A 23075-nucleotide genomic window follows, 5' to 3' on the forward strand; every position below is an offset into this window, starting at 1 on the left:
GGTAGTCAGCGCAGCAGGGCGTGCGCGACGGTGTAGATGACGAGTCCGGCGAGGGCGCCGACGACGGTGCCGTTCAATCGGATGTACTGCAGGTCGCGCCCCACCATGAGCTCGATCTTCTGGCTGGTCTCGTCCGCATCCCAGCGCTCGACGGTGTCGGTGATGATCGACGCGATGTCGTGCCGGTACCGGTCGACGAGGAACACCGCGGCATCCGCGATGCGCGCATCGACGCGCTGCTGGAGGGCGGTGTCGGTGGCCAGGCGCGCGCCGAGGTCGTCGAGGGCGGCCGTGATCCGGCGGCGCAGACCGCTCTGCGGGTCGTCGAGCGCCCGCAGGAGACCGGCCTTCGCGGTGTTCCAGGCGTCGGCGGCGAGCGCACGCACCCGTGGGCTGTCGAACACGGCGCTCTTCGCGCCCTCGAGCCGGTCGATCGTGTCGGCGTCGTGCTGCAGGTTGTCGGCGAGCCGCTCGAGGTATTGATCCAGGGCGCGGCGGGCGGGGTGGTCGGCATCCCGCTGCACCGCGGCGACGAACTTCGAGGCCTCGTGGTACACGGTGTCGTCGACCAGGCGCATCGCGACGGACGGCACCCACGACGGCAGACGTCGCGAGACCAGTCCGTCGAACGCCTCGCGATTGGCGTCGAGCCAGCGGGCGATGCTGTCCACTCCCAGGTCCACGGCGCCTCGGTGCGCGTCGGCGTCGACGACGCGGGCGAGCCAGCCGCCGAGCGACGGTCCCCACGACGGGCTGAGCAGGTGCTCGTGCGCGAGGTCGCTGATGAGGTCCTGCACCTCGTCGTCGCTGAGAGCGGTCAGGATGCCCGACGCCATCGTCGACGCCTCCGCCGACACGGTCTCGGCGTGCTCCGGATCCTGCAGCCATTCGCCGGCGGTGCGGGCGATCGCCGTCGAGTCGAGCTTCTGACGGACGACGGACGACTCGAGGAAGTTCGTCTCGACGAATTCGCCGAGGGTCCGGCCGATCTCGTCCTTCCGGCGCGGGATGATCGCGGTGTGCGGGATGCGGATGCCCAGGGGATGCCGGAACAGCGCCGTCACCGCGAACCAGTCGGCCAGTGCTCCCACCATGCCGCCCTCTGCGGCGGCGCGCACGTATCCCAGCGCCGGCACGTCGTCTTCGAACAGGAAGGCGAAGACGAACACGATCGCCATGAACACGAGCGCGCCCAGGGCGACCGCCTTCATGGTGCGCAGGCCGCGGTATCGCTGCTGATCAGCGACGCTCAGCGAGCCGTAGGGGAGACGGGCCATTCGGCCATCCTGCCATGCGGCTCGTGCGCGACCCGGGGACCGCGCGGTGTCGCGGGGCGATCAGGGTTCCAGGGGGCCGAGCCACGCCGCGGCGACCGCGCTGTGCACCGACTCGGGGTCGGAGGGGTGGAACATGCCGGCCAGGACGTCACGGTAGAGGCGGCTGAGCTCGTTGCGGGTGAAGTAGGAGGCCCCGCCCGAGACGAGCATCGCCTCGTCGACCACCTGCTTCGCCATCGTCACGGCGCGGTGCTTGAGGGCGCTCAGTCGCGGGAACCACAGGGCGCCGTGATCGACGAGGTCGTCGACATCGGCGGCGAGGCTCTCCACCAGCACCGGTAACGCGTCGTAGGCGATGGCCATGGCGGCGATCCGGTGGCGGATGTCGGGATCCTGGCTGTAGGTGCGTCCGCTCTTCTTCGAGGTGCGGGTCTTCGCCGCCTCGACGGCCAGGTCCAGGGCGCGACGGGCGACGCCCGTGTACACCGAGGCCAGCAGGATCTCGAACACACTGAAGATGCCGAACACGATCGCGTCCGGCTGCGGCCCGGGGGCCAAGCGCCGCACGACGCGGTCCGGCGACGCCACCGCGCCGTGCAGCTCGGTCGTCCGCGACTGCGTACCGCGCATGCCCAGCGTGTCCCAGTCGTCTCGCGTGATCACTTCCGGGCTCCGCGGCACGAACGCGTAGACCATCCGGGGATCGTCGGGGTCGCTCGCGTCGAGCCCGTGGAGACCGAGCTGGCTCCATACCGGACCGAGTGAGGTGAAGATCTTCGTCCCCGTGAACGCATAGGAGCCGTCGGGCCGCGGCGCGGCATCCGTGTCGCTGCCGAACAGCACCAGATCGTTGCCTGCTTCGCTGATGCCGAACGCGAAGATCTCGCCGGCGACGGCGCCTTCCTGGACGAACCGCAGAGAATCGTCGCCGCGGTCGGCGAGGACCTTCGCGACCCCGGTCCAGACGAGGTGCATGTTCACGGCGAGCGCCGTCGCTGGAGCGGCCGAGGCCAGACGCTGCTGCAGGGCGGCCGCGTCGGCGAGTCCCAGCCCGGCGCCGCCGAGCTCTGCCGGCACGAGGATCGAGAGGTAGCCGGCTGCCTGGAGTTCGGCGAGGTCGTGCTCGGGAAAGACGTTCTCGGCGTCCACGGATGCCGCGCGGTCACGGATGCGCGCGAGCAGATCATCGGGCAGGTGGACACTCGCGTCGACGGCCATGACCCCGATCCTCTCAGGCGATCCAGGTCATGAGGGCGTCGGCCGCCGCATCCGGGTCGTCGCGGTGCGGGGAGTGTCCCGTGCCGGGAACCACCGTCATGCTCACCACCGGATTCTGGAGGACGCTTTCGGCGAGCTCGCCGTCGAAGATCGAGTAGACCGCGGGGTCGCCCGCGATCACGTGCGTCGGGACGGTGAGGCGCCGCGCCGCATCGCGGACGTCCCACGGGGTGTTCTGGACGCTCGTCTGCTCGACGGCATACCGGCTGGCCTGTTCGGCCGCGGTCGCCTTGAGCTCCACGTCGATGTCGTGCCAGTTCGGGTGCTCCGCGCGCACGGCCCGCGCGGAGGTGTCGGCGAAGGCACGCTCTTGACTGGCGCGGACCGTCGCCCGGTCGCGGTCGGCGAGGTGGATGGCCGGGTCGATGAGGACGAGTCTGCGCGCCCACGCGGGCGCGGTCGCGCTCGCGAGGGTCGCTGCCGCACCGCCGAGCGAGTGCGCGACGACGAGATCCCACGGTTCGTCGTCGTCGGCCGCGGTGTGCAGCAGATCGGCGGCGTACGCGTCGATCGTGTAGTCGAGGGTGCGGGGCGCTGCTCCGTGGCCGCGCAGGTCCACGGCATCCGCTCGCCAGCCCGCGTCGGCCAAGGCGACCGCGTACCGCCACATGAGCGCCGCGCTCGATCCCAGGCCGTGCACGAGGAGTGCGTGGCGAGGAGAACGGGGGTCGCCCCAACTGAGGCGGGGGAGGGTCACGGGAGCAGCCATACGCTCAGCCTATTGAGCGTGGTGCCGTCTTGATCGCGGCGATCGCCTGGGGCGTCCATCCGGCCCTCGGATGCCGCGGACGGGAGAAGATGGTCGGGTGATCTCCACCGACCTGGCCCGAGAGCTGAGAGCGAGCGGCCTGGTCTGGCGGCCTCAGTCGGGTGATCGCTTTCAACTCGACGAGCCCGAGTTCGAGGCCGACGTCTACACCGTCAGCGAGATGACCGTGGAGGCGCGGAGCTACCCGACGGGAGACCTCCTGGCCTTCAACGGGACGACCGAATGGGCGCTCGACTCCGTCGCGCTCGAGGACGCGCTGTGGCTGCCGTCGGAGGCACAGCTGCGGGAGATGCTCCGCGGAGCGTTCCGCTCACTGACCCGGCTTCCCGACATCCACGTCGTCGAGATCGAGGTCGACGGCCTCCGACACCGGTTCCCTCACCCCGAGCCCGCCGACGCGTACGCCCACGCCGTCCTGCTCCTGCTGCGCCGGGCCGCCTGAGCCTCAGGTGATGACGGGCACCGGCTCGGTGTCGGGGATGGGGCTCGCGTCGCGGCCGCGCAGGTCGGGGAAGCCGCGCACGAAGACGATCGCGACGAGCGTCCCGAGCATCGCGAAGCCCGCAGCGGCCCAGAACGCGCCGGTCGGGCCGACGCCGTCGATGAGGAACCCCGCGACGGCGGAGCCTGCGGCGGCACCGATGAGCTGTCCGGTGCCCATCCAGCCGTATGCCTCGGCGGTCTCGCTGAACTTCACGCTCGCACTCGTCATCGCGAACATGGCGGCGAGGGCAGGTGCGATGCCGATGCCGGCGACGAACAGCGACGCGCCCATCCACCACGCATTGAGGGAGACGACGATCGCGGTCACACCGACGGTGACGACGGCGAGCCGCCGCGCCATCGCCCACGGCCCGATCGGGACGTGTCCGAACGTGAGGCCGCCGGCGAGACTGCCGACCGCGAACACCGCGAGCACGAGGCCCGCCTCGAGGCCGTCGTGCCCGAACGCCGCAACGACACCCGCCTCGACCGCCGCGCATGCGCCGATGAGGAGGAACCCGGTGACCGTACCGAGCAGCACGACGGGCTTGCCGAGCACCCGGCCGAAGCCGCGGCGGCTGCGCGGGATCCGCACTCGGCCGACCTCGGGGGAGAGGATGAACCACGCGCACCCGCCGATGAGGATCGCGACGATCAGCAGGAGTGCCTCAACGGTGCCCACCTGGGTCGCGACGAGCGTCGTGACGACCGGCGCGAGGATCCAGATGATCTCCTGCAGGCTCGCATCGAGCGAGAAGAGCGGGGTGAGCTGGCGGGACGTGACGATCTTCGGATAGATCGTGCGCACGGCGGGCTGGATTGGCGGGTTGGAGATACCGGCGAGGAAGCCGAAGACAATGAAGCCGGGCAGGCCCAGCGGCACGATCGCGAGGACGAGGATCGCGGCGGCGCAGACGGCGGCGGTGAGGGTCAGGACCCGGCGCATGCCCCAGATGCCCATCCACCGGCTCGTCACCGGTCCCGAGATCGCCTGACCGACGGATGCCGCGGCGAGGACGACCCCGGCGGCGCCGTACGAGCCGGTGGACTGTTCGACGTGGAGGAGCACGGCGAGGCTCGTCATTCCGCTGGGGAAGCGTGCCGTCAGCTGCGCCGCGATGATGCGCGCGACGCCGGGGGCGCGCAGAAGCTCCGAGTATCCCGCCACCGCTCAATCGTACGGGGAACCGCCGACGGTGCTGGGGGCGGGAGCGGACGCGACACGCCCGACACGCCGCGACACGCCGTCTCCTCCGGATCGGGGTGTCGGAGGCCCCTCGTACCGTCCAACCTGTGGATGACTGCGAGGCAGCGGGTGTGAATTGCGCGTGATCCTGGCCTTTTCGAGCTCTCGGATTCGATCGCCGGGTGTGGATGAAACGGTGGACAACATGTGTTGTACCTGTGGAGGACGGTGAGAAAACTACACGGATGTAACTACTAGCCCTTGTGGTGCCCCCCAGTGTCCGTACCCATATGTAGTATTGAGCTCCCGGCGGGCAGTTGCCGGGAGAACAACAGATTTCCCCGGGGACGCAGGTTCCCGGATCCAGGTGGAGGGGACTCCGACAGCCGCGGCGAGCGGCATCGGATCCCGCAGATGAGAGAGGCCCGAACATGGCGATCACCGTTTACACCAAGCCGTCCTGCGTCCAGTGCAACGCGACCTACCGCGCGCTGGATTCGAAGGGCATCGAGTACGACATCCTCGACCTGTCCGAGGACCCGGCGGCGCTCGAGCACGTGAAGTCGCTCGGCTACCTGCAGGCTCCGGTCGTCGTCACCGACGAGGACCACTGGTCGGGCTTCCGTCCCGACAAGATCGACGAGCTCGCCTCGCGCCTGGTCTGACCGATGAGTGCGGCCGTCATGACCAACGTGCCGCTGCTCGTCTTCTTCTCGAGCGTGTCGGGCAACACGGCACGTTTCGTCGAGAAGCTCGGGATGCCGGCACGCCGCATCCCTCTCCACTCCACCGAACCGCCGCTCCACATCGACGAGCCGTTCGTCCTCATCACCCCCACCTACGGGGGCGGGCAGGGACGCGGCGAGGAGAAGGGGGCGGTTCCCAAGCAGGTCATCCGCTTCCTCAATGACGAGGACAACCGGAAGAACCTGCGCGGAGTGATCTCCGCAGGAAACAGCAATTTCGGTGACGCGTTCTGCGTCGCCGGGGACATCATCAGCCGCAAGTGTCATGTGCCGCACTTGTACCGGCTCGAAGTATTCGGCACGCCCGAGGACGTGGGCCGCGTGAGCGGCGGATTGGAAGACTGGTGGAAGCTGCAGTGACCGATATGGCCTTCAAGACGGAGGCGCGCTTCGAGGGCATGGACTACCACGCCCTGAACGCGATGCTGAACCTCTACGGTGCGGACGGGAAGATCCAGTTCGACGCCGACCGCCGTGCCGCACGGGAGTACTTCCTGCAGCACGTGAACCAGAACACGGTGTTCTTCCACTCGCTCAAGGAGAAGCTCGACTACCTGGTCGAGAAGGAGTACTACGAGGGCGCCGTCATCGACGCCTACCCGTTCGAGTTCATCCAGCAGCTCAACGACCGCGCCTACGCGAAGAAGTTCCGTTTCGACACCTTCCTCGGCGCGTTCAAGTACTACACGAGCTACACGCTGAAGACCTTCGACGGCAAGCGCTACCTCGAGCGCTTCGAGGACCGCGTCGTCATGACGGCCCTGGCGCTCGCCGCCGGTGACCAGGACCTTGCGAACAACCTGGTGGACGAGATCCTCTCGGGCCGCTTCCAGCCCGCGACCCCGACGTTCCTCAACGCCGGCAAGGCGCAGCGCGGCGAGCTCGTCTCGTGCTTCCTGCTGCGCATCGAAGACAACATGGAGTCGATCTCGCGCGGCATCAACTCGTCGCTGCAGCTGTCCAAGCGCGGCGGCGGCGTGGCGCTGCTCCTCTCGAACATCCGCGAGGCGGGCGCCCCGATCAAGCAGATCGAGAACCAGTCCTCGGGCATCATCCCCGTCATGAAGCTGCTCGAAGACAGCTTCAGCTACGCGAACCAGCTCGGCGCGCGTCAGGGCGCCGGTGCCGTCTACCTGTCGGCGCACCACCCCGACATCATGAAGTTCCTCGACACCAAGCGCGAGAACGCCGACGAGAAGATCCGCATCAAGACGCTCTCGCTCGGCGTCGTCGTGCCCGACATCACGTTCGAGCTCGCCCGCAACGACGAGGACATGTACCTCTTCTCGCCGTACGACGTCGAGAAGGTCTACGGCGTCCCGTTCGGCGACATCTCGGTCACCGAGAAGTACCGCGAGATGGTCGACGACTCGCGCATCAAGAAGACGAAGATCAACGCGCGCGAGTTCTTCCAGACCCTCGCCGAGATCCAGTTCGAGTCGGGCTACCCGTACATCATGTTCGAGGACACGGTGAACCGGGAGAACCCGATCAAGGGCCGGATCAACATGTCGAACCTGTGCTCAGAGATCCTCCAGGTCAACACGCCGACGACGTTCAACGAGGACCTCTCGTACGACCAGATCGGCAAGGACATCTCCTGCAACCTCGGGTCGATGAACATCGCCCTCGCGATGGACGGCCGCGACCTGGCCGGCACCGTGGCGACCAGCATCCGTGCCCTCAGCGCGGTCAGCGACCAGAGCCACATCCGCTCGGTGCGTTCGATCGAGGACGGCAACGACAAGTCGCACGCGATCGGCCTCGGACAGATGAACCTGCACGGGTACCTCGCCCGCGAGCACGTGCACTACGGCTCGGAGGAGGGTATCGACTTCACGAACATCTACTTCTACACCGTGCTGTTCCACGCCCTCGAAGCATCCAACAAGATCGCGATCGAGCGCGGCCAGGTGTTCGACGGCTTCTGGGACTCGAAGTACGCGTCGGGCGAGTTCTTCGACAAGTACACCGAGCAGGAGTGGAAGCCGGCGACGGCCCGCGTCGAGGAGCTCTTCGAGGGCATCCACATCCCGACGCAGGAGGACTGGCTCGCGCTGAAGGCGTCGATCCAGCAGCACGGCATCTACAACCAGAACCTGCAGGCGGTGCCCCCGACCGGCTCGATCTCGTACATCAACAACTCGACGAGCTCGATCCACCCGATCGCGTCGAAGATCGAGATCCGCAAGGAAGGCAAGATCGGCCGCGTCTACTACCCGGCGCCGTTCATGACGAACGAGAACCTGGAGTTCTACGAAGACGCCTACGAGATCGGCTACGAGAAGGTCATCGACACGTACGCCGCGGCGACGCAGCACGTCGACCAGGGCCTGTCGCTGACGCTGTTCTTCAAGGACACCGCCACCACGCGCGACATCAACAAGGCGCAGATCTACGCGTGGCGCAAGGGCATCAAGACGATCTACTACATCCGCCTGCGTCAGATGGCGCTCGAGGGCACCGACATGACCGAGTGCGTCTCCTGCATGCTCTGAGCTGCTGCACGCTGCGATCGAACAAGGAAAAGACATGACCCCCGAACCGTTGAAGCTGCTGGGCTCGGTCCAGGCGATCAACTGGAACCGCATCCAGGACGACAAGGACCTCGAGGTCTGGAACCGTCTCGTCAACAACTTCTGGCTGCCCGAGAAGGTGCCGCTGTCCAACGACATCCAGTCGTGGGCGACGCTCACCCCCGAGGAGCAGCAGACGACGATGCGCGTGTTCACCGGCCTGACGCTCCTGGACACGATCCAGGGCACCGTCGGCGCCGTCTCGCTCATCCCCGATGCGGTCACCCCGCACGAGGAGGCCGTCTACACGAACATCGCGTTCATGGAGTCGGTGCACGCGAAGAGCTACTCGTCGATCTTCTCGACGCTCGCCTCGACGCCTGAGATCGACGACGCGTTCCGCTGGTCGGTCGAGAACGAGAACCTTCAGAAGAAGGCTCGGATCGTCATGGACTACTACCGTGGCGACGAGCCGCTCAAGCGCAAGGTGGCATCCACCCTGCTCGAGTCGTTCCTCTTCTACTCGGGGTTCTACCTGCCGCTGTACTGGTCGTCGAAGGCGAAGCTGACGAACACGGCCGACATCATCCGCCTCATCATCCGTGACGAGGCCGTGCACGGCTACTACATCGGCTACAAGTTCCAGCGCGGGCTCGAGACCCTCGGCCAGGCCGAGCGCGACGAGCTGAAGGACTACACCTTCTCGCTGCTGTACGAGCTTTACGACAACGAGATCCAGTACACGCAGGACCTCTACGACGGCATCGGGCTGACCGAGGACGTCAAGAAGTTCCTGCACTACAACGCGAACAAGGCGCTCATGAACCTCGGCTACGAGGCCATGTTCCCGTCGACGGTCACGAACGTGAACCCGGCGATCCTGTCCGCGCTGTCGCCGAACGCCGACGAGAACCACGACTTCTTCTCGGGATCGGGCTCCTCCTACGTCATCGGCAAGGCCGTGGCGACCGAGGACGACGACTGGGACTTCTGAGGTCCTTGTAGGTTCGCGTCGTGTCTGGGCGTGAGGAGCGGGCTGGCGACAGGTTGACGTGCCCCACAACCGAAAAGTGGTCGGTGGACGCAGGCGCGGTTCGCCCCGGCCGCGTCAGCGCGCATTCTCCGGAACGGGAGCGGTCGAGCCACGCACGATGAGGCTCGGCGGCAGCACCTCCCGGCGCGGCGGCTCACCGGCCTGCAGCGCCGCGAGTGCGGCGTACGCGCGCTCGCCGAGGAGGTGTCGCGGCTGCTCGACCGTCGTCAACGCCGGCCGCAGCCACGTCGCGAGCTGGGTGTCGTCGTAGCCCACGACGCTGAGGTGCTCGGGCACCCGCCTGCCGGAGTCGATGATCGCGCCCATCGCCTCCGCCGCGATCCGGTCGGTCGCGGAGAACACCGCCGTCGCATCGGACCCGACGAGTTCCGCCACCGATCCGAGAATGAGCGGCGTGAGCCCCATCTCGGTCATCGTCTGTTCGTACGAGCTCGCCCGCTGGCGCGCGGCGACGCGTCCCGACCCGGCGACGTGCGCGATCCGCCGGTGACCGAACCCCAGCAGATGATGCACCGCCATCCGGGCACCCAGGCGGTCGTCGTTGCTCACCTGCGACGCCGAGTCCGGCACCTCATCGGGCCGGCCGACGATGACGACCGGCGCGGCTGAGGCACGCACCGCCGCCGCGGGGATCTGACCCGTCACCGCGATGATCCCGTCGACGCCGAAGCCGCCGAGACGCTCCACACCCCTCGCGAGCAGGTCGCGGTCGCCGCGGCCGTCGACGAGCACGACTCCCACGCCGTGGCGGTCGGCGCTGGCCTCGATGCCGTGCACGACGTCGACCGCGTACCCGCGCAGGTCGCCGACGAGCACCCCCACCGATCCGCTCCGCCCGCGCACCAGCGACCGCGCCCACGGGTTCGAGCGGTACCCGAGTTCCCCGGCGACGGCCAGGATGTGTTCCCGCGTGGCATCCCCGACCCCTGCCTGCCCGCGGATCGCGAGAGAGACGAGCGACTTCGACACGCCGGCGGCTTCGGCGACGTCGTAGAGAGTCGGGCGGCGGCGCAACGAATCGGTCACACCTCCGTCCTAGCAGCGCTGGAACGCTCCAGCGCCTTCCAGCTGGAGCGTTCCACAAGCGTTCACCGGCGGTCGACTGGCGCGTCACCCGCCGTCCCTAGCGTCGAACCACATCGCTCGACAGACAGGACCCGCCGTGCCCGACTCCGCTCTCACCGTCGCCCCTCACGCGCTCCTGCTCGACTTCGGCGGTGTCATCTTCCAGACGGCGAAGCGCCCGACCGGGCGTGACGATTTCGCCGCCCGGATCGTCCAGCGCGCCGCCCGTGGCGGGTGGGAGATCGAACATGCGCGCGTCCGAGCCTCGCTCGACGCGGCGCTGACGGCGCTCCGGCATTGGAAGCACGCCTCGAGCCGCCGCCGGACGCCGCGGGAGATGACCCACCGCGAGATCGTCGCGGACTTCGTCGCCGCCGACCTGCCGGGCCCGGTGCGCGCGCTCCTGGTCGCGGAGGCGGGGGAGGTGCTCGAGGAGATGAACACGACGCTCTCCGATCACGCGCTCCGCCCCGGCATCCGCGACGTCATCGCCGAGGCGACGGCCCGCGGCATCCGCTTGGGGATCGTCAGCAACGCCCATGCCGGACGTAGCCACCGCGCGATCCTCGCCGAGCACGGGCTCGACACCGCCTTCGGCGTGCAGGTGTACAGCGACGAGGTGGGAATGCGCAAACCCCATCCCGGCATGATCGAGCTGGCAGCGACCGCGCTCGGGGTGACGCCCGCGCAGTGCTGGTACGTCGGCGACACGCAGGACCGCGACGTCGTCGCCGGGCGTCGCGCCGGGGTCGGCGGCATGATCCTCACGACAAGCGGCCACACCGACAATCCGCCCTTCGCGATCGCGGAGACGGCGGACGCCGTGTTCCCCACGCCCGAGGGGCTGGCAGAGCTGCTGCGGTCGGCGGCGGCGCCCGCTTCGGCAGCACCCGCGGCGACCACCGAACCCGAGCCCACCGGGGCGCCCGTCCTGATGATCGACCACGGCGGCGTCATCTCCACAACGGCTCCGGATGCCGCGCTGCTGGACGCGTTCGCGTCGCACCTCGCCCGGCTGCTGGACGGGCCCGATGAGCCTGTCGACCTCGCCCGCGCACACCTGCTCATCGCGGAGGGGCGGGCCCGGCACGCCGAACGCAAGCGCGCGCAACGGCAGAACCTCGCCGGCGGCGGCGCGAACCGCGAAGTCGGCGCCCGCGAGTTCTGGCGCGACCTGGTCGGCGCCGACCTCAGCGTGCGCGCGCGCGCCGTGCTGACCGCCGAAGCCGAGGACCTGATGTTCCGGTACGGCCGCGCGAAGAGCCGCCGCACGCTCCGCACCGGCATGGCGGAGCTGCTCGAGCACTGCCGCGCCGAAGGCGTCCGGGTCGTCGTGGTCTCCAACACGGTCAGCGGTCGGGCAGTGCGTGCCGAGTGCACCGCGCAGGGAATCGATCCGCTCATCGGGGCCTACGTCTGCTCCGACGAGAACGGCTACCGCAAGCCCGACCCACGCATCGTCGAGGAGGCCCTGCGGATCACCGCCGCAGATCCCGCCCGCACCTGGTTCCTCGGCGACAAGCCACAGAACGACGCCCTTGCGGCGCAATCGATGGGCATCGCCCGCCGCGTCATCGTCCGCGGCGGCACGACGGACGACGACGCCATCGACGCGGCGGTCCGCTCCGGCGACGTCACCGACGTCGTCTCCGAACCCGGCGACCTCATCGACCTGCTCGCCGCCCCCGCCCGCATCTGACCCGACCGCCTCACCCGACCCCGAAGACAGAGGACGCCATGACCGACACCCGCACCTACGAACGCGCCGGAACGCTCCGCGGCATCGGCGCACCCGGCGGAGAACTGACCACTCCGCAGAAGCTCATGATCTTCGTGCTGTCGATGTCCCTGTTCGGGCTGTCGAACATCATCCTGGAGATCATCCCCGATGTGACGCTCGGCCCCGTTGACATCTCGGTGTCGTACTTCGTCTTCGTCCCGCTGACGATGGTGGCCCTGTTCAGCCCGTTCTGGGCAGCGCTGGGCGCGCCGCTCGGTGAGATCATCTTCACCGACCTGCTCATGGGCGATTTCTCGGGCCTGGCGGAGGTGGAGGGCTTCATCCAGATGTTCCTCGCTCTGTACATCGCCGGCACGCTCATCCGTGACCCGCGCAGTCGCGGTCAAATCTGGATCGGCGCCATCATGATCGTCGTCATCGACAAGGTGCTGTCCGCCCTCGTCGACCTCACGAAGGTCTGGGTCGGTCTGGAGGAGGCCGAGCTCGTCGAGGGTCTGCCCGAGTCGATTCTCGCGATCGAGGGAATCGGTCTCGGTGTCGACCTGCTGGTGAGCGGCATCCTCTTCGGAGCCATCCCCGCCATGTGGCTGATCCCGGCGCTGCACGGCAAGATCGAGCCGCTCCTCGGCATCCGACCGCGCGTCAAGGGGGAGCCGATCCCGGGAGCAGCCCCCAAGGCCGGCTGGTTCGTGATCGCCGCGATCCTGCTGTCGATCGCCTCCTTCTTCTTCGCCTTCCTCGAAGCGTGGGACATCGCGATCGGAACGGTCGACACCGAGCTCCGCGACCAGTACGGCGACGGCTTCCTCTGGGTGAGCGTGGGCACGATCGTCGTGCTGACCACCATCGCCATCGCGCTCTTCGCTGCACACCGTCGCCGGACCCGTCCGTGACCGACGACCCCATCATCCGGGTCGAGAACCTCTCGTTCCGCTACCCGGGCGCCACCGAGGACACGCTCCGCAACGTCTCGATCTCGATCCACCGCGGCGACTTCGTCGCGGTGGTCGGGGGCAACGGGGCCGCCAAGACCACGCTCTGCAAGACGTTCAACGGACTGATCCCGCACTACTGGGCAGGCGAGTTCGCGGGCTCGGTGCACGTCGACGGTGTCGACACCTACACCTCGAGCGTCGCCGACCTCTCCACCACGGTCGGGTACGTGTACCAGGACTTCCAGAATCAGCTCGTGCGTCCCACCGTCTCGGACGAAGTCGCTTTCGGTCCGCTGAACTTCGGCTGGGACGACCATGCCGAACGGGCGCAGGCGGCTCTGGGCGCGCTGGGGATCGGCGACCTCGGGGGCCGGTTCATCTGGCAGCTCTCCGGCGGCCAGGCGCACCTGACCGCGCTCGCCGGAGCGGTCGCCCTCGCCCCGGCCGTCATCATCGTCGACGAGCCGGTGGCCGAGCTGGATCCCGCGCGCGCCGAGGAGATCTACGAGCGACTCACTTTCCTCAACCGCGAGCACGGCACGACCGTGATCACGATCGAGCATCACGCCGAGTTCATCGCCCGGTACGCCAAAACCGTGCTCCTCATGGCGCACGGCACTCCCGTCTGGCACCTCCCGGTCGAGGAGGCGCTGCTGCGCTCGGCAGAGCTCGAGGAGCACGGCATCCCTGCGCCGCAACCGGTCTCGGCGCTGCACCGCCTCGGCATCCGTTCCGCTCCGCGCACACCGGAGGAGGCGGCCGACGTGCTCCGAGCGCATGACGTGCACGTCGACGGGGCTGCGGTTGTCGTGGCCTCGGACCGGGCCGCCGAGCGCGTCGTCGCCCACATCGAGGGCGTCTCGCACGGCTACCGCTCGGTGGGAGGCGGGATCACCCCCGTCCTCGAGGATCTCGATCTGACCGTGTACGAGGGCGATCGGGTTGCGCTCGTCGGCGGCAACGGGGCCGGCAAGTCCACGCTCATGAAGCTGCTCGCCGGCATAACCGTCGCACGGACGGGAGAAGTGACGGTCGAGGGGCGGAACACCCGCGCCGTCTCCGCCCGTCGCATGGCGGAGACGGTCGCGTACCTCCCGCAGCACCCGGAGACGATGTTCCTGCGCAGCAGCGTGCGCGAAGACGTCGCGCTGACCCCGCGCACACGGAGAGCTCCCGACGCCGACCGCATCGTCGAGCAGGTGCTCGCGCGCGTGCGGCTGGAGGAGCTCGCCGACCGTGACGGGCGGATGCTCTCCGGCGGACAGCAGCGCCGCGCGGCGCTCGCGATCGGCCTCGCGATGCGCCCCCGTCTGCTGCTCCTCGACGAACCGACCGCGAGCCTCGACGTGCGCAGCCGCGACGACGTCACCGCGATGCTCGCGGAGCTCGCCGACACGATCTCCTGCGCCATCGTCGCGACGCACGACATGCAGCTCGTCGCCGAGTGGGCGAACCGTGTGATCGTCCTGGAAGGTGGCCGGGTGCGTGCCGACCTGACTCCGCGTGAGCTGTTCGCCCACCCCGAGCTGGCGCAGACACTCCGCCCGCCGCACATCACCCGACTGGGCACCCTGTTGCGGGTCGACCCCGTCCCGCTGTCGGTCGACGAGTTCGTCGCCGCCGTGTCCGTCCCGGTCCGGACGGCGGTCGCTTGATGGCTCGCGCGCACCACGACGTCCTGTCGGTCCAGTGGATCAAACTGGAACTCATCCGCACGGCGTACGCGACCCGCGGCGGACTGTTCGCCGCCATGGACCCCCGCGCGGTGGTCGTCTGGTACATCGGCCTCGCGCTCGTGCCTTGGTTCACCCACAACGTGACCGTGCTCGCCGGACTGTTCGTGCTCGGGGTGATCTCCGTCGCCCTCGCCCGCGTCGGCCCCCTGATCCTCGGCCTGTTCGTGATCGGTGCCGGGTTCGAGATCCTCTACCTGTTCATCGCGGCGTGGCTCTTCGGCGGCAACCTCGACACCCTCATCGCCCTCGCCGTACTGAACCTCAAACTCGGCGTCGTCGCGCTCGCGAGCATGGCGGCGTTCGTGTCGCTCGATCCCGAGAAGCTGTCCGACGCACTGCTGGCGTTCCGTGCCCCGCAGATGCTCGCGTTCGGCGTCAGCTACGGCTACCGGATGCTGCCGATCCTCGTGGAGCAGTTCAGTGACGTCTTCGAGAGCTACCGCCTGCGCGTCGCGCCGCCGGAACGACCGGGACTGCTGGGGTGGCGTAGCGGCATCCAATTCGTGCAGATGGCGGTGCTGTCGTTCTATCCGATCTTCCTCAACACCGCCCGGTCGGTGCGCACGACCGTCGAAGCGCTCGAGACGCGCGGCTTCACCCGTTCGACGGATGCGGGGTCCTCCCGGCGCCTCCGCCTCGCCCGGCTGCGCATCACCCCGCGCGATGTCATCGTCCCCATCGTGACGGCGGTCGGGATCGTGGCGGCGTTCAGCGTGGGGGAGATGTACCCGCTCTACCGCTGAGCCCGGCCTCCGCGGGGAACCTGTGACGTCGTTCCCCACCTTGCGGCGCACGGACTCCTAGACTCGTGCCGTGGCAGATACCCCGTCCAGCGACGCACCGCGCTTCAGTCCCGTCATCGCGCTGCTGGCCGTGTCCGCATCGTGGGAGGCGCAACTGGCGGCCGAACTGCGCACCCTCGGCATCTCCACCCGCAAGTTCGCCCTGCTCGGTCACATCGGTGCCGAGCCGGGCATCTCGTTCTCCGAGCTCGCCCGACGCTCGCACATCACCGTGCAGTCGGCGCACGCGGCCGTGCACGCGCTGGTCGACGACGGTCTCGTCGCGGATGCCACCGCGCAGGCGGGCGCGGCGAGCGACCTCAGCGTCACCCCGAAGGGCGACCAGGTGCTCCGTGACGCGCAGGACCGCCTCGCCCAGCTCGACGCCTCGCTCGTGCGGGCGTTGCCGCGGGTGGCGGATTCGCTCGGCGGCATCCGGGCAGGCGTCGTCGAATGACGGATGCCGCGAAAATCCTCCGCACCGGCGCTCGATGGACGCTCGCGGCGCTCCTCGGGACAGCGGGTGTCGCCCACCTCACCACCCTGCGCCGCGGTTTCCGGATCACGGTGCCGGACTGGGCGACGAAGGTGCTCCGGACGGACAAGGACACGATCGTTGTGGTGTCGGGCGTCGTCGAGGTACTCCTCGCTGCGGCCCTGCTGATGCTCCCCGGCGATCGGCGGCGGGTGGGCCTCGCGGTGGCGGCGTTCTTCGTGGCCGTCTTCCCCGGCAACGTCCACCAGTGGCGCACCGGTCGCGATGCGCCGGGGCTCGACACCGATCGTCGCCGGTTCGTCCGACTGTTCCTGCAGCCGGTCCTCGTGGCGTGGGCGGTCTGGTCCACCCGTCGTTGACACCGCACCCCTTCAGCTAACCTGAAGGGGTGTTCCGCACTCCCGCCACCCTGTTCCGCGTCCTCGCCATCGCCGAAGCCTGCTCCTGGACGTTGCTCCTCGCCGGCCTCCTCATCCGCGCCCTGGGCGGTCCGTCCCTCGCCGTGACGATCGGCGGCGGCATCCACGGGTTCGTCTTCCTGTCCTACGGGGCGACGGCGATCCTCGTCGCCCTCAACAACCGTTGGGGAATCGGCCCGGCGGTTGTGGCCGTCGGCTCGGCGATCGTCCCCTACGCCACCGTCCCGGCCGAGATCTGGCTGCGACGCAGCGGCCGGCTCGCCGGTGCGTGGCGTCTCGAGGAGACGGACGATCCGCGCGACCGCCGCAGCATCGACCGGCTCCTGCGCTGGTTCCTGCGGCACGCGGTGCTCCTGGTCGCACTCCTCGTGGTCGCGGTCGTGGCCCTGTACGTCGTGCTGCTCATCGTCGGCCCTCCGGGACGGTGAGTCGGCCTCAGCGGCGCGTCGAGACCGTCACGGTGAACTTGCGGTCCCGCACCACCTGACGGGTCGGCCCAACGAGCCGCTCCAGGACGCCGCGGTACTGCAGCGCGGAGTTCCACACGCACCAGAGCTCGCCACCGCGGCGCAGCACCCGTGCTGCATCGGCGAACAGGCGGGGCGCGACCTGGTCCGACACCGCCGCGCCGCTGTGGAACGGCGGGTTCAGCGCGATGAACGACGCGCTGCTGTCCGGGCGTCCCGAGAGGGCGTCGGCCCGCTCGACCGCGATCCGGGCGTCGACGCCGTTGGCGGCAGCCGTCGCGCGAGCCGACGCCACCGCGACGGCGGACTGGTCGGACGCGTATACCCAGGCCTCCGGATGCCGCATCGCGAGGTGGGCGGCCACGATCCCCGTCCCGCACGCGTAGTCGATCCACGGGTCGTCTGCCGTGCCTCCCAGAGGGGCGTCGGGCAGATGCGCGAGCAGCAGGCGCGTGCCGATGTCGACCCGCGCTCCGGCGAACGCGCCGCCGAACGCCCGAATCTCGAGGTCGCCCTCGCGCGCGGCAGCGGGTGCGGGGGACCATCCCGGCCGCGGCTTCCGAGCAATGAGGACGCGGGACTTCTGCCGCGCATGGCTGATGTCGAGGCGGGTGAACGACTCCGCGATCACGTCGTTCATGGCGAGGGTCATGTGCTTGATGCGACCACCGGCGAAGACGGTGACCTCGGGGGAGGCATGTGCGGCGATCATCCCCACGATCTCGCGGAGAGCCTCCAGCGAACGCGGCAGCCGCACGAGGACGACCTCCGCGCCGCGGAGTGCGGCGGCATCCCACGCCACGGACTCCACGGCGTCGGAGAGACCGAGCTCCGCCGCATTGCGGGCGAGGGCTTGCTCGCCGACGACGCCGTCCTGGTGCACCCGGATGCCCGTGGCGCCCTCGTATGCGGCGGCGAGCGCGAGAGCCCCATAGGCGTCGCCGGCGACGACGATCGTCCCCGGCCCCGCCGCCGCGCGGGTGGAGGCGGACTCGTCGAGGATCAGCCGGTCGGCGGCGTCGGAGGCGACGAGCCCGATGCCTTCGGCGTCGGGTCGGCGGGAGAGCCGCTCGAAGGGGAACGGCTCGAGGGTGCTCACCTTTCCAGCGTACGGCCCGTCGTCGCCCCGGCGCGGTCATACTCGGAGCATGAAGACTTTCGCGCGTTGGGTGCTTGCGGGCGCCATGGTGTTCGCCGGGCTCAGTCACTTGTTCTGGGCGCGCAAGGAGTTCCAGGCGCAGGTGCCCGACCTCGTCACCGAGGTGCTGCCCATCGACAAGGACGGTGTCGTCGTGGCATCCGGAGCGGTCGAGATGATGTTCGGCGCCGCACTGGTCGCGCTGCCGCGGGAGCGCCGCCGCGTGGGTGCGCTCCTCGCCGCGTTCTTCGTGGCGATCTTCCCGGGCAACATCGCGCAGGCGCTGGGGGAGCGGGAGGGCTTCGGCCTCGACAGTGGCCGCGCACGCTGGGGCCGGCTGCTGTTCCAGCCGGTGCTCGTCGCCTGGGCGCTGTGGTCCACGTCGCCCTCGCGCCGCTGACGGCGCGTCAGCTTGCGGCGGTTTCGACCGCTCGGACGCGGACGATGTTGGTCGTCTCATCGAGCTCGGCGACCTTCGGGTACGCCTTGACGAAGTCGGAGAACGACCGGTGACCGAGGGCCTTCTCGCTGAAGGAAGGGTCCATCCGCTTGAGGAGGTTTTTGACAGCCGACAGGTGCACCCACTCCTCGTCGGTCCGCTCATGCTCCAGCCGGAGCGCCCGTGACAAGAGCTGCGCGGTCGGGTCGGCGGCCTTTCGGCGGCGACGGCCGCTCGTGGTGGGGGCCTCGGGGGCCGGCTCCGGCTCGGGGAGGGCGACGCCGGGCAGGGAATCGTAGGCGTCGAACTGGTCGCACGCCGCGGCCAGGGACTTCGCGGTGGACCCCGCAACCCCGACCGCCACCACATAGCGACCGAGGCGCTTGCACCGCTGGGCCAACGGCACGTAGTCGCTGTCGCCGGCGACGATGACGACGTGTGTCAGGTCTTCGAGACGGAACAGGTCCTCGACGGTGTCGACGGCGAGGCGGATGTCGGCGCCGTTCTTGGCGTACGCCGCGGCGGGGAACAGCTGGACGAGGTCGACGGCGCGGGCGACGAGCTGCTCGCGGTAGAGCGCGTTCACCGGCGACGACCAGTCGGCGTAGGCGCGGGTGAGGACGAGCGTGCCGAAGGATGCCGCGTAGTCCATGATCGCGCCGACGTCGATCGTCGCGGCGGCGAGGCGGTCGGCGATCTCCTTCTCGTCAGGATCGGCGGCGATGCGCTGACGATCACGGGAGTAGCTGTTGCGGCCGTGCACCCGGTCGTACCAGCTCATGACGATGTTGTCGAAGTCGAGGTATACGGCGACGCGGGGGGTCTGAGGATCCGGCATCCACCCAGTCTGTCAGCGGACGCCGCCGACTCGCCCGGGCTGGTTCTGGAGTTCAGCTTCCTCATAGACTCCGGGCCTGCCCTCCCTGACCCGGGCACTCAGCGGGGGTAGACCACCCCGAGCTGTCGACGGATCTCGTCGAGCGTGCCCATGATCGCGACGGACTCGTCGATGCCGAGCAGGTCGCCGTCGGTTCGACCGGCGGCGATGAGTTCTTCGGCGTAGAGCGCCTGGAATTGCATACCGCGACCGTCGACCTGCGATGTGTACGCCTCGCGGACGGTGCCGTCCGGGGCGTGGACACGGAACGACGTCGGCGTGTACCAGACGCGGTCGATCGAGATGCGGCCTTCGGTGCCGACGATCTCGGCGGTATTGGGGCCGGCCGCGCGCGAGGACGTCACGAGCGACGAGACCGCACCCGACGCGTGCGTCAACGAGATCGCGGCCTCCGTGTCGGCGCCGGTCTCGCCGAGCCGGCCGACGGCGCGGACCTCGACGGGCGCGCCCAGGATGTCCCACGCGAACGACACCGGGTAGATGCCGAGATCGAGCAGCGCCCCACCACCGAGCTCCAGCGCGTTGAGTCGGTGGGTCGGGTCGCTCGAGATGCGCTGCGTGTGGTCGGCGATGAGCACACGCGGCTCACCGATCGCGCCCGACGCGACCAGCTCGCGGATGCGCACCATGTGCGGCAGGTAACGGGTCCACATCGCCTCCATGGCGAGGAGTCCTCGCCCGGCGGCGGCGTCGCGGATCGCGATCGCTTGGCCCTCGTCGAGCGTCAGCGGCTTCTCGATGAGGACGTGCTTGCCGTGCTCGAGCGCCAGGATCGCGTTGTCGGCGTGCGCACTGTGCGGCGTCGCGATGTAGATGATGTCGACCTCGGGGTCGCTCACGAGCGCCTCGTACGAGCCGTGCGCGTGCGGGATGCCGTGCGCGCGGGCGAACTCCTCGGCCGCCTCGAGGCGGCGGGAGCCGACCGCGGTGACGGTCCGTCCGGCGGTCAGGAGGTCGGAGGTGAACGCCTGCGCGATCCCTCCCGTGGCAAGGATTCCCCATCGAAGCGCGCTCATGCTCCCGAGCCTAGCGGCGGCCACGTAGGCTCGGCTCGTGGACCCCGAAGCCTCCGCCGCGCTCGCGCGGCTGCGTGAACTCCTGCGCATCCCGACCGTGTCGTACGCGGACGAATCGCTGATCGACTGGAGCAGCTTCGACGCGTTCCACGCCGCCCTCGAGCGCCTCTACCCGGAGGTGCACCGCGTGCTGGAGCGCGAGGTCATCGGCGGGCACTCGCTTCTGTACCGCTGGCGCGGAGCGGATGCCGCGGACCCGCTCGTCCTCATGGCGCACATGGACGTCGTCCCCGTCGTCCCGTCGGAGTGGGACCACGAGCCGTTCGCCGCCGACCTCGTCGGCGAGGGCGAGGAGCAGACGATCCACGCGCGCGGCGCCGTCGACGACAAGGGCGCCCTCGTCGCGATCCTCGAAGCGGTGGAGGCGCTCGTCGCCGACGGCGCGACGCCCGCGCATGACGTGTACCTCTCGTTCGGGCATAACGAGGAGACCGCGGGTGGCGGTGCGCAGGCGATCGTCGCGGTGCTCGAGGAGCGTGGCATCCGTCCGTCACTCGTCCTCGACGAGGGCGGCGCGGTCGTCGACGGCGTGGTGCCCGGCGTGACCGTGAAGACCGCGATGATCGGTGTCGCCGAACGCGGCGTCATGACGGTGCACCTCACCGCCCGCGAACAGGGCGGGCACGCGTCGACGCCGCCCGCCGACCCCGCGACCGCTCGGCTCGCACGCGCCGTCCTGCGCTTGCACCGTCGCCCCTTCCCGACCCGGCTCGTGGCGCCGGTGCGCGCGATGTTCGAGACCGTCGCGCCGTACACCCGAGGCCCGCTGCAGGCTGTGTTCCGGAGCATCCGCTATACGGGGCCCGCGCTCGTGAAAGTGTTCCCGAAGCTCGGACCCGAGCTGAACGCACTCGTGCGCACGACCACCGTCGTGACCGAGATGGCCGGCGCCACCGGCGCGAACGTCCTCGCCACCTCCGCTCGGGCGACGGTCAACGTCCGGCTGCTGCCGGGTGACACGGTGGCATCCGCGCACCGTCGTATCCGCAGGATCGTCGCAGACCGCGACGTCGACGTCGACGTCGCGTGGGCATCCGAGGCCTCGCCCCTGTCGGCGTGGGATGGACCGGCCTGGGGCCGCCTCGTCGCCGCGGGCCGTGCGACCCTCGGCGCCGACGTCATCGCCACGCCCTACATCCAGCTCGGCGCGAGCGACAGCCGGTGGTTCTGCGCCATCAGCGACAACGTCTACCGCTTCACGCCGTTCCACCTCTCGCGCTCGGAGCGCGAGGCACTGCACTCGCACAACGAGCGCATCCGGGTGCAGGAGTGGCTGCGGGGGATCGCGTTCTACCGGGCGCTCATCACAGGCTGAGCCGTGGCGGGCACCCGCATCCTCAGCTGACTGCTTCGCCGGCGGGTCTCGTCGCCCGGCGGATGCGGGTGCGTCGATTGCCAGTCATAATGAAGAAACGATGTGACCGTGCACATGCAAGGAGGCCTGCCGTGTCCACCGCCTCCGACCGTGTCAGGATGCCCAGCATCCGTGACGTCGCCAGGCTCGCGGGGGTGTCGCACCAGACGGTGTCGCGCGTGCTCAACGACCATCCGAGTATCCGCCCCGAGACGAAGGCCAAGGTCCTCGACGCGATATCGGTCCTCGACTATCGGCCGAATCTGGCCGCGAGGGCGCTCGTCACCAGCAAGTCGAACATCCTGGGTGTGCTCTCGGCGACGATCGGCGAGTTCGGCCCGACCTCCTCGATCGCCGGGATCGAGGATGCCGCCCGCGAAGAGGGCTACTCGGTCTCGACACTGAACCTCGGAGCGACGACCCCCGAGGCCATCGGTAACGCGGTGCGGCAACTCGCACGAGAGCAGGTGGACGGGATCGTGGTGCTGGCGCCGCAGGTTCGCGTCTTCCATGTCCTGCGGGGCATGACCGTCGAGATGCCTTTCGTGTCGCTGCAGACGGCGTCCGGGTCCGATGGCGTGACCCTCTCGGCCGATCAGGTCGCCGGGGCGCGTGCCGCGACCGAGCATCTGATCTCGCTCGGACATTCGGACATCCTGCACCTCGCAGGTCCGCAGGACTGGATCGAGGCGGAGTCCCGGATGCGGGGCTACCTCGACGGTCTGCGCGAGGCCGATCTGCCCACGTTCCCACCCATCCGGGGCGACTGGACCGCCGATTTCGGCTATTTCGCCGGCCAGGAGCTCTCGCGCCGCCGCGACTTCACGGCGGTATTCGCGGCCAACGACCTCATGGCGATCGGGCTCATGCACGGGTTCCGGGATGCCGGGGTGCGTGTTCCGCACGATGTGAGTGTGATCGGGTTCGATGACATCCCCGTCGCGGCACATGTCGCACCGACACTGAGCACGGTTCACCAGGACTTCCCCGAACTCGGCCGCCGCGCGGTGCGTATCCTCCTCGCGCAGATCCGCGGTGAGGCCGTGCCCGAGTTCGGGCCGTTGCAAACGCTGCTGCGCACGCGCGAGTCGACCGCGTCGCGGTAGCGACACGGATTCGCCGGGCGTACTTGACAGCGCCTCAGCATCCGAGCACTATGGACTCAAATGTGAACGGTCACATCGACGGTGGCCGCACGTCAAGGAAGATTCGTGACCACC

Annotated in this window: 23 protein-coding genes; 15 read left to right on the forward strand and 8 right to left on the reverse strand. The window is 69.3% G+C overall.

Going from position 1 to position 23075, the window contains the following annotated elements:
* Positions 1-5: 5 nt before the first annotated feature.
* The 3 genes from BKA24_RS06895 to BKA24_RS06905 are packed head-to-tail and all read right to left on the reverse strand — an operon-like array spanning position 6 to position 3264.
* Positions 6-1277: a DUF445 domain-containing protein gene (locus BKA24_RS06895; protein WP_184216415.1), complete on the reverse strand. Its 1272-nt coding sequence runs from the start codon at positions 1275-1277 to the stop codon at positions 6-8.
* Positions 1278-1337: 60 nt separating this feature from the next.
* Positions 1338-2495, reverse strand: coding sequence for an acyl-CoA dehydrogenase family protein (locus BKA24_RS06900; RefSeq protein WP_184216417.1), 1158 nt, complete (start codon positions 2493-2495; stop codon positions 1338-1340).
* Positions 2496-2508: 13 nt separating this feature from the next.
* Positions 2509-3264, reverse strand: coding sequence for an alpha/beta hydrolase (locus BKA24_RS06905; protein ID WP_184216419.1), 756 nt, complete (start codon positions 3262-3264; stop codon positions 2509-2511).
* A 97-nt stretch (positions 3265-3361) separates the two neighbouring features.
* Between BKA24_RS06905 and BKA24_RS06910 the strand changes: the two genes are divergently transcribed.
* On the forward strand, positions 3362-3766 hold the full coding sequence (locus BKA24_RS06910) for a pilus assembly protein CpaE (RefSeq protein ID WP_184216421.1): 405 nt from the start codon (positions 3362-3364) through the stop codon (positions 3764-3766).
* Between the two features lie 3 nt (positions 3767-3769).
* Here BKA24_RS06910 and BKA24_RS06915 read toward each other — a convergent pair whose 3' ends face one another.
* Positions 3770-4975: an MFS transporter gene (locus BKA24_RS06915; protein ID WP_184216423.1), complete on the reverse strand. Its 1206-nt coding sequence runs from the start codon at positions 4973-4975 to the stop codon at positions 3770-3772.
* Positions 4976-5424: 449 nt separating this feature from the next.
* Here BKA24_RS06915 and nrdH point away from each other — a divergent pair, with 449 nt between their 5' ends.
* From nrdH to nrdF, 4 genes are read left to right on the forward strand one after another with little or no spacing between them, the layout of a single operon-like run.
* Positions 5425-5658 (forward strand): glutaredoxin-like protein NrdH, encoded by a 234-nt coding sequence (nrdH, locus tag BKA24_RS06920; RefSeq protein ID WP_184216425.1) that lies wholly within the window; start codon positions 5425-5427, stop codon positions 5656-5658.
* Positions 5659-5661: 3 nt separating this feature from the next.
* A complete protein-coding gene (gene nrdI / locus BKA24_RS06925; RefSeq protein WP_184216428.1) occupies positions 5662-6099 on the forward strand; it encodes a class Ib ribonucleoside-diphosphate reductase assembly flavoprotein NrdI in 438 nt (145 codons plus the stop codon).
* A gap of 5 nt (positions 6100-6104) precedes the next feature.
* Positions 6105-8237: a class 1b ribonucleoside-diphosphate reductase subunit alpha gene (gene nrdE, locus BKA24_RS06930; protein ID WP_184220556.1), complete on the forward strand. Its 2133-nt coding sequence runs from the start codon at positions 6105-6107 to the stop codon at positions 8235-8237.
* Positions 8238-8271: 34 nt separating this feature from the next.
* Positions 8272-9249, forward strand: a complete 978-nt coding sequence (nrdF, locus tag BKA24_RS06935) for a class 1b ribonucleoside-diphosphate reductase subunit beta (RefSeq protein WP_184216430.1) — start codon at positions 8272-8274, stop codon at positions 9247-9249.
* Between the two features lie 114 nt (positions 9250-9363).
* Here the strand turns inward: nrdF and BKA24_RS06940 are convergent, their stop codons facing one another.
* Entirely contained in the window at positions 9364-10335 is a 972-nt protein-coding gene (locus BKA24_RS06940; protein WP_184216432.1) for a substrate-binding domain-containing protein, read from the reverse strand.
* 136 nt (positions 10336-10471) lie between these two features.
* Between BKA24_RS06940 and BKA24_RS06945 the strand changes: the two genes are divergently transcribed.
* The 7 genes from BKA24_RS06945 (at position 10472) to BKA24_RS06975 (ending at position 16911) form a co-directional block, all read left to right on the forward strand.
* Entirely contained in the window at positions 10472-12073 is a 1602-nt protein-coding gene (locus BKA24_RS06945) for an HAD-IIIA family hydrolase (protein ID WP_184216434.1), read from the forward strand.
* 38 nt (positions 12074-12111) lie between these two features.
* The gene (locus BKA24_RS06950) at positions 12112-13008 is read left to right on the forward strand and encodes a DUF8171 family membrane protein (protein WP_184216436.1); all 897 of its coding nucleotides are present in this window, start codon (positions 12112-12114) and stop codon (positions 13006-13008) included.
* Positions 13005-14705, forward strand: a complete 1701-nt coding sequence (locus BKA24_RS06955; RefSeq protein ID WP_184216438.1) for an ATP-binding cassette domain-containing protein — start codon at positions 13005-13007, stop codon at positions 14703-14705. Before BKA24_RS06950 ends, BKA24_RS06955 begins: the two co-directional genes overlap by 4 nt.
* Positions 14705-15529, forward strand: coding sequence for an energy-coupling factor transporter transmembrane component T family protein (locus BKA24_RS06960; protein ID WP_184216440.1), 825 nt, complete (start codon positions 14705-14707; stop codon positions 15527-15529). The genes BKA24_RS06955 and BKA24_RS06960 overlap by 1 nt, the downstream gene beginning before the upstream one ends.
* 70 nt (positions 15530-15599) lie before the next feature.
* Positions 15600-16025, forward strand: coding sequence for a MarR family winged helix-turn-helix transcriptional regulator (locus BKA24_RS06965; protein WP_343065994.1), 426 nt, complete (start codon positions 15600-15602; stop codon positions 16023-16025).
* On the forward strand, positions 16022-16423 hold the full coding sequence (locus BKA24_RS06970; RefSeq protein ID WP_184216442.1) for a DoxX family protein: 402 nt from the start codon (positions 16022-16024) through the stop codon (positions 16421-16423). Before BKA24_RS06965 ends, BKA24_RS06970 begins: the two co-directional genes overlap by 4 nt.
* A 29-nt stretch (positions 16424-16452) precedes the next feature.
* Positions 16453-16911: a DUF3817 domain-containing protein gene (locus BKA24_RS06975; RefSeq protein ID WP_184216444.1), complete on the forward strand. Its 459-nt coding sequence runs from the start codon at positions 16453-16455 to the stop codon at positions 16909-16911.
* 7 nt (positions 16912-16918) lie between these two features.
* On the opposite strand, the gene BKA24_RS06980 is transcribed toward BKA24_RS06975, so the two are convergent.
* Positions 16919-18049, reverse strand: a complete 1131-nt coding sequence (locus BKA24_RS06980; RefSeq protein ID WP_184216446.1) for a methyltransferase — start codon at positions 18047-18049, stop codon at positions 16919-16921.
* Between the two features lie 49 nt (positions 18050-18098).
* Here BKA24_RS06980 and BKA24_RS06985 point away from each other — a divergent pair, with 49 nt between their 5' ends.
* Positions 18099-18488: a DoxX family protein gene (locus BKA24_RS06985; RefSeq protein ID WP_184216449.1), complete on the forward strand. Its 390-nt coding sequence runs from the start codon at positions 18099-18101 to the stop codon at positions 18486-18488.
* Positions 18489-18495: 7 nt separating this feature from the next.
* Here the strand turns inward: BKA24_RS06985 and BKA24_RS06990 are convergent, their stop codons facing one another.
* Both BKA24_RS06990 and BKA24_RS06995 read right to left on the reverse strand, forming a co-directional pair.
* Positions 18496-19365, reverse strand: a complete 870-nt coding sequence (locus tag BKA24_RS06990) for an NYN domain-containing protein (protein ID WP_184216451.1) — start codon at positions 19363-19365, stop codon at positions 18496-18498.
* Positions 19366-19463: 98 nt separating this feature from the next.
* Positions 19464-20441: a Gfo/Idh/MocA family protein gene (locus BKA24_RS06995; RefSeq protein ID WP_184216453.1), complete on the reverse strand. Its 978-nt coding sequence runs from the start codon at positions 20439-20441 to the stop codon at positions 19464-19466.
* Positions 20442-20478: 37 nt separating this feature from the next.
* Between BKA24_RS06995 and BKA24_RS07000 the strand changes: the two genes are divergently transcribed.
* Together BKA24_RS07000 and BKA24_RS07005 are read left to right on the forward strand one after the other, a co-directional pair.
* Positions 20479-21816 carry a M20/M25/M40 family metallo-hydrolase gene (locus BKA24_RS07000; protein WP_184216455.1) on the forward strand — a complete coding sequence of 446 codons (1338 nt, stop codon included), beginning with the start codon at positions 20479-20481 and terminating at the stop codon, positions 21814-21816.
* Positions 21817-21974: 158 nt separating this feature from the next.
* On the forward strand, positions 21975-22961 hold the full coding sequence (locus tag BKA24_RS07005) for a LacI family DNA-binding transcriptional regulator (RefSeq protein WP_184216457.1): 987 nt from the start codon (positions 21975-21977) through the stop codon (positions 22959-22961).
* Positions 22962-23075 lie beyond the last annotated feature (114 nt).

Origin of the sequence: Microbacterium marinum (assembly GCF_014204835.1) — a bacterium.
GTDB lineage: Bacteria > Actinomycetota > Actinomycetes > Actinomycetales > Microbacteriaceae > Microbacterium > Microbacterium marinum.

Coding starts and splice junctions, on each gene's coding strand:
- BKA24_RS06985 (WP_184216449.1), top strand. CDS start 18,099: ATGAAGACTTTCGCGCGTTGGGTGCTTGCGGGCGCCATGGTGTTCGCC.
- BKA24_RS06970 (WP_184216442.1), top strand. CDS start 16,022: ATGACGGATGCCGCGAAAATCCTCCGCACCGGCGCTCGATGGACGCTC.
- BKA24_RS06900 (WP_184216417.1), bottom strand. CDS start 2,495: ATGGCCGTCGACGCGAGTGTCCACCTGCCCGATGATCTGCTCGCGCGC.
- BKA24_RS06960 (WP_184216440.1), top strand. CDS start 14,705: ATGGCTCGCGCGCACCACGACGTCCTGTCGGTCCAGTGGATCAAACTG.
- nrdE (WP_184220556.1), top strand. CDS start 6,105: ATGGCCTTCAAGACGGAGGCGCGCTTCGAGGGCATGGACTACCACGCC.
- nrdH (WP_184216425.1), top strand. CDS start 5,425: ATGGCGATCACCGTTTACACCAAGCCGTCCTGCGTCCAGTGCAACGCG.
- BKA24_RS06990 (WP_184216451.1), bottom strand. CDS start 19,365: ATGCCGGATCCTCAGACCCCCCGCGTCGCCGTATACCTCGACTTCGAC.
- BKA24_RS06950 (WP_184216436.1), top strand. CDS start 12,112: ATGACCGACACCCGCACCTACGAACGCGCCGGAACGCTCCGCGGCATC.
- nrdF (WP_184216430.1), top strand. CDS start 8,272: ATGACCCCCGAACCGTTGAAGCTGCTGGGCTCGGTCCAGGCGATCAAC.
- BKA24_RS06895 (WP_184216415.1), bottom strand. CDS start 1,277: ATGGCCCGTCTCCCCTACGGCTCGCTGAGCGTCGCTGATCAGCAGCGA.
- BKA24_RS06995 (WP_184216453.1), bottom strand. CDS start 20,441: ATGAGCGCGCTTCGATGGGGAATCCTTGCCACGGGAGGGATCGCGCAG.
- BKA24_RS06905 (WP_184216419.1), bottom strand. CDS start 3,264: ATGGCTGCTCCCGTGACCCTCCCCCGCCTCAGTTGGGGCGACCCCCGT.
- nrdI (WP_184216428.1), top strand. CDS start 5,662: ATGAGTGCGGCCGTCATGACCAACGTGCCGCTGCTCGTCTTCTTCTCG.
- BKA24_RS07005 (WP_184216457.1), top strand. CDS start 21,975: ATGCCCAGCATCCGTGACGTCGCCAGGCTCGCGGGGGTGTCGCACCAG.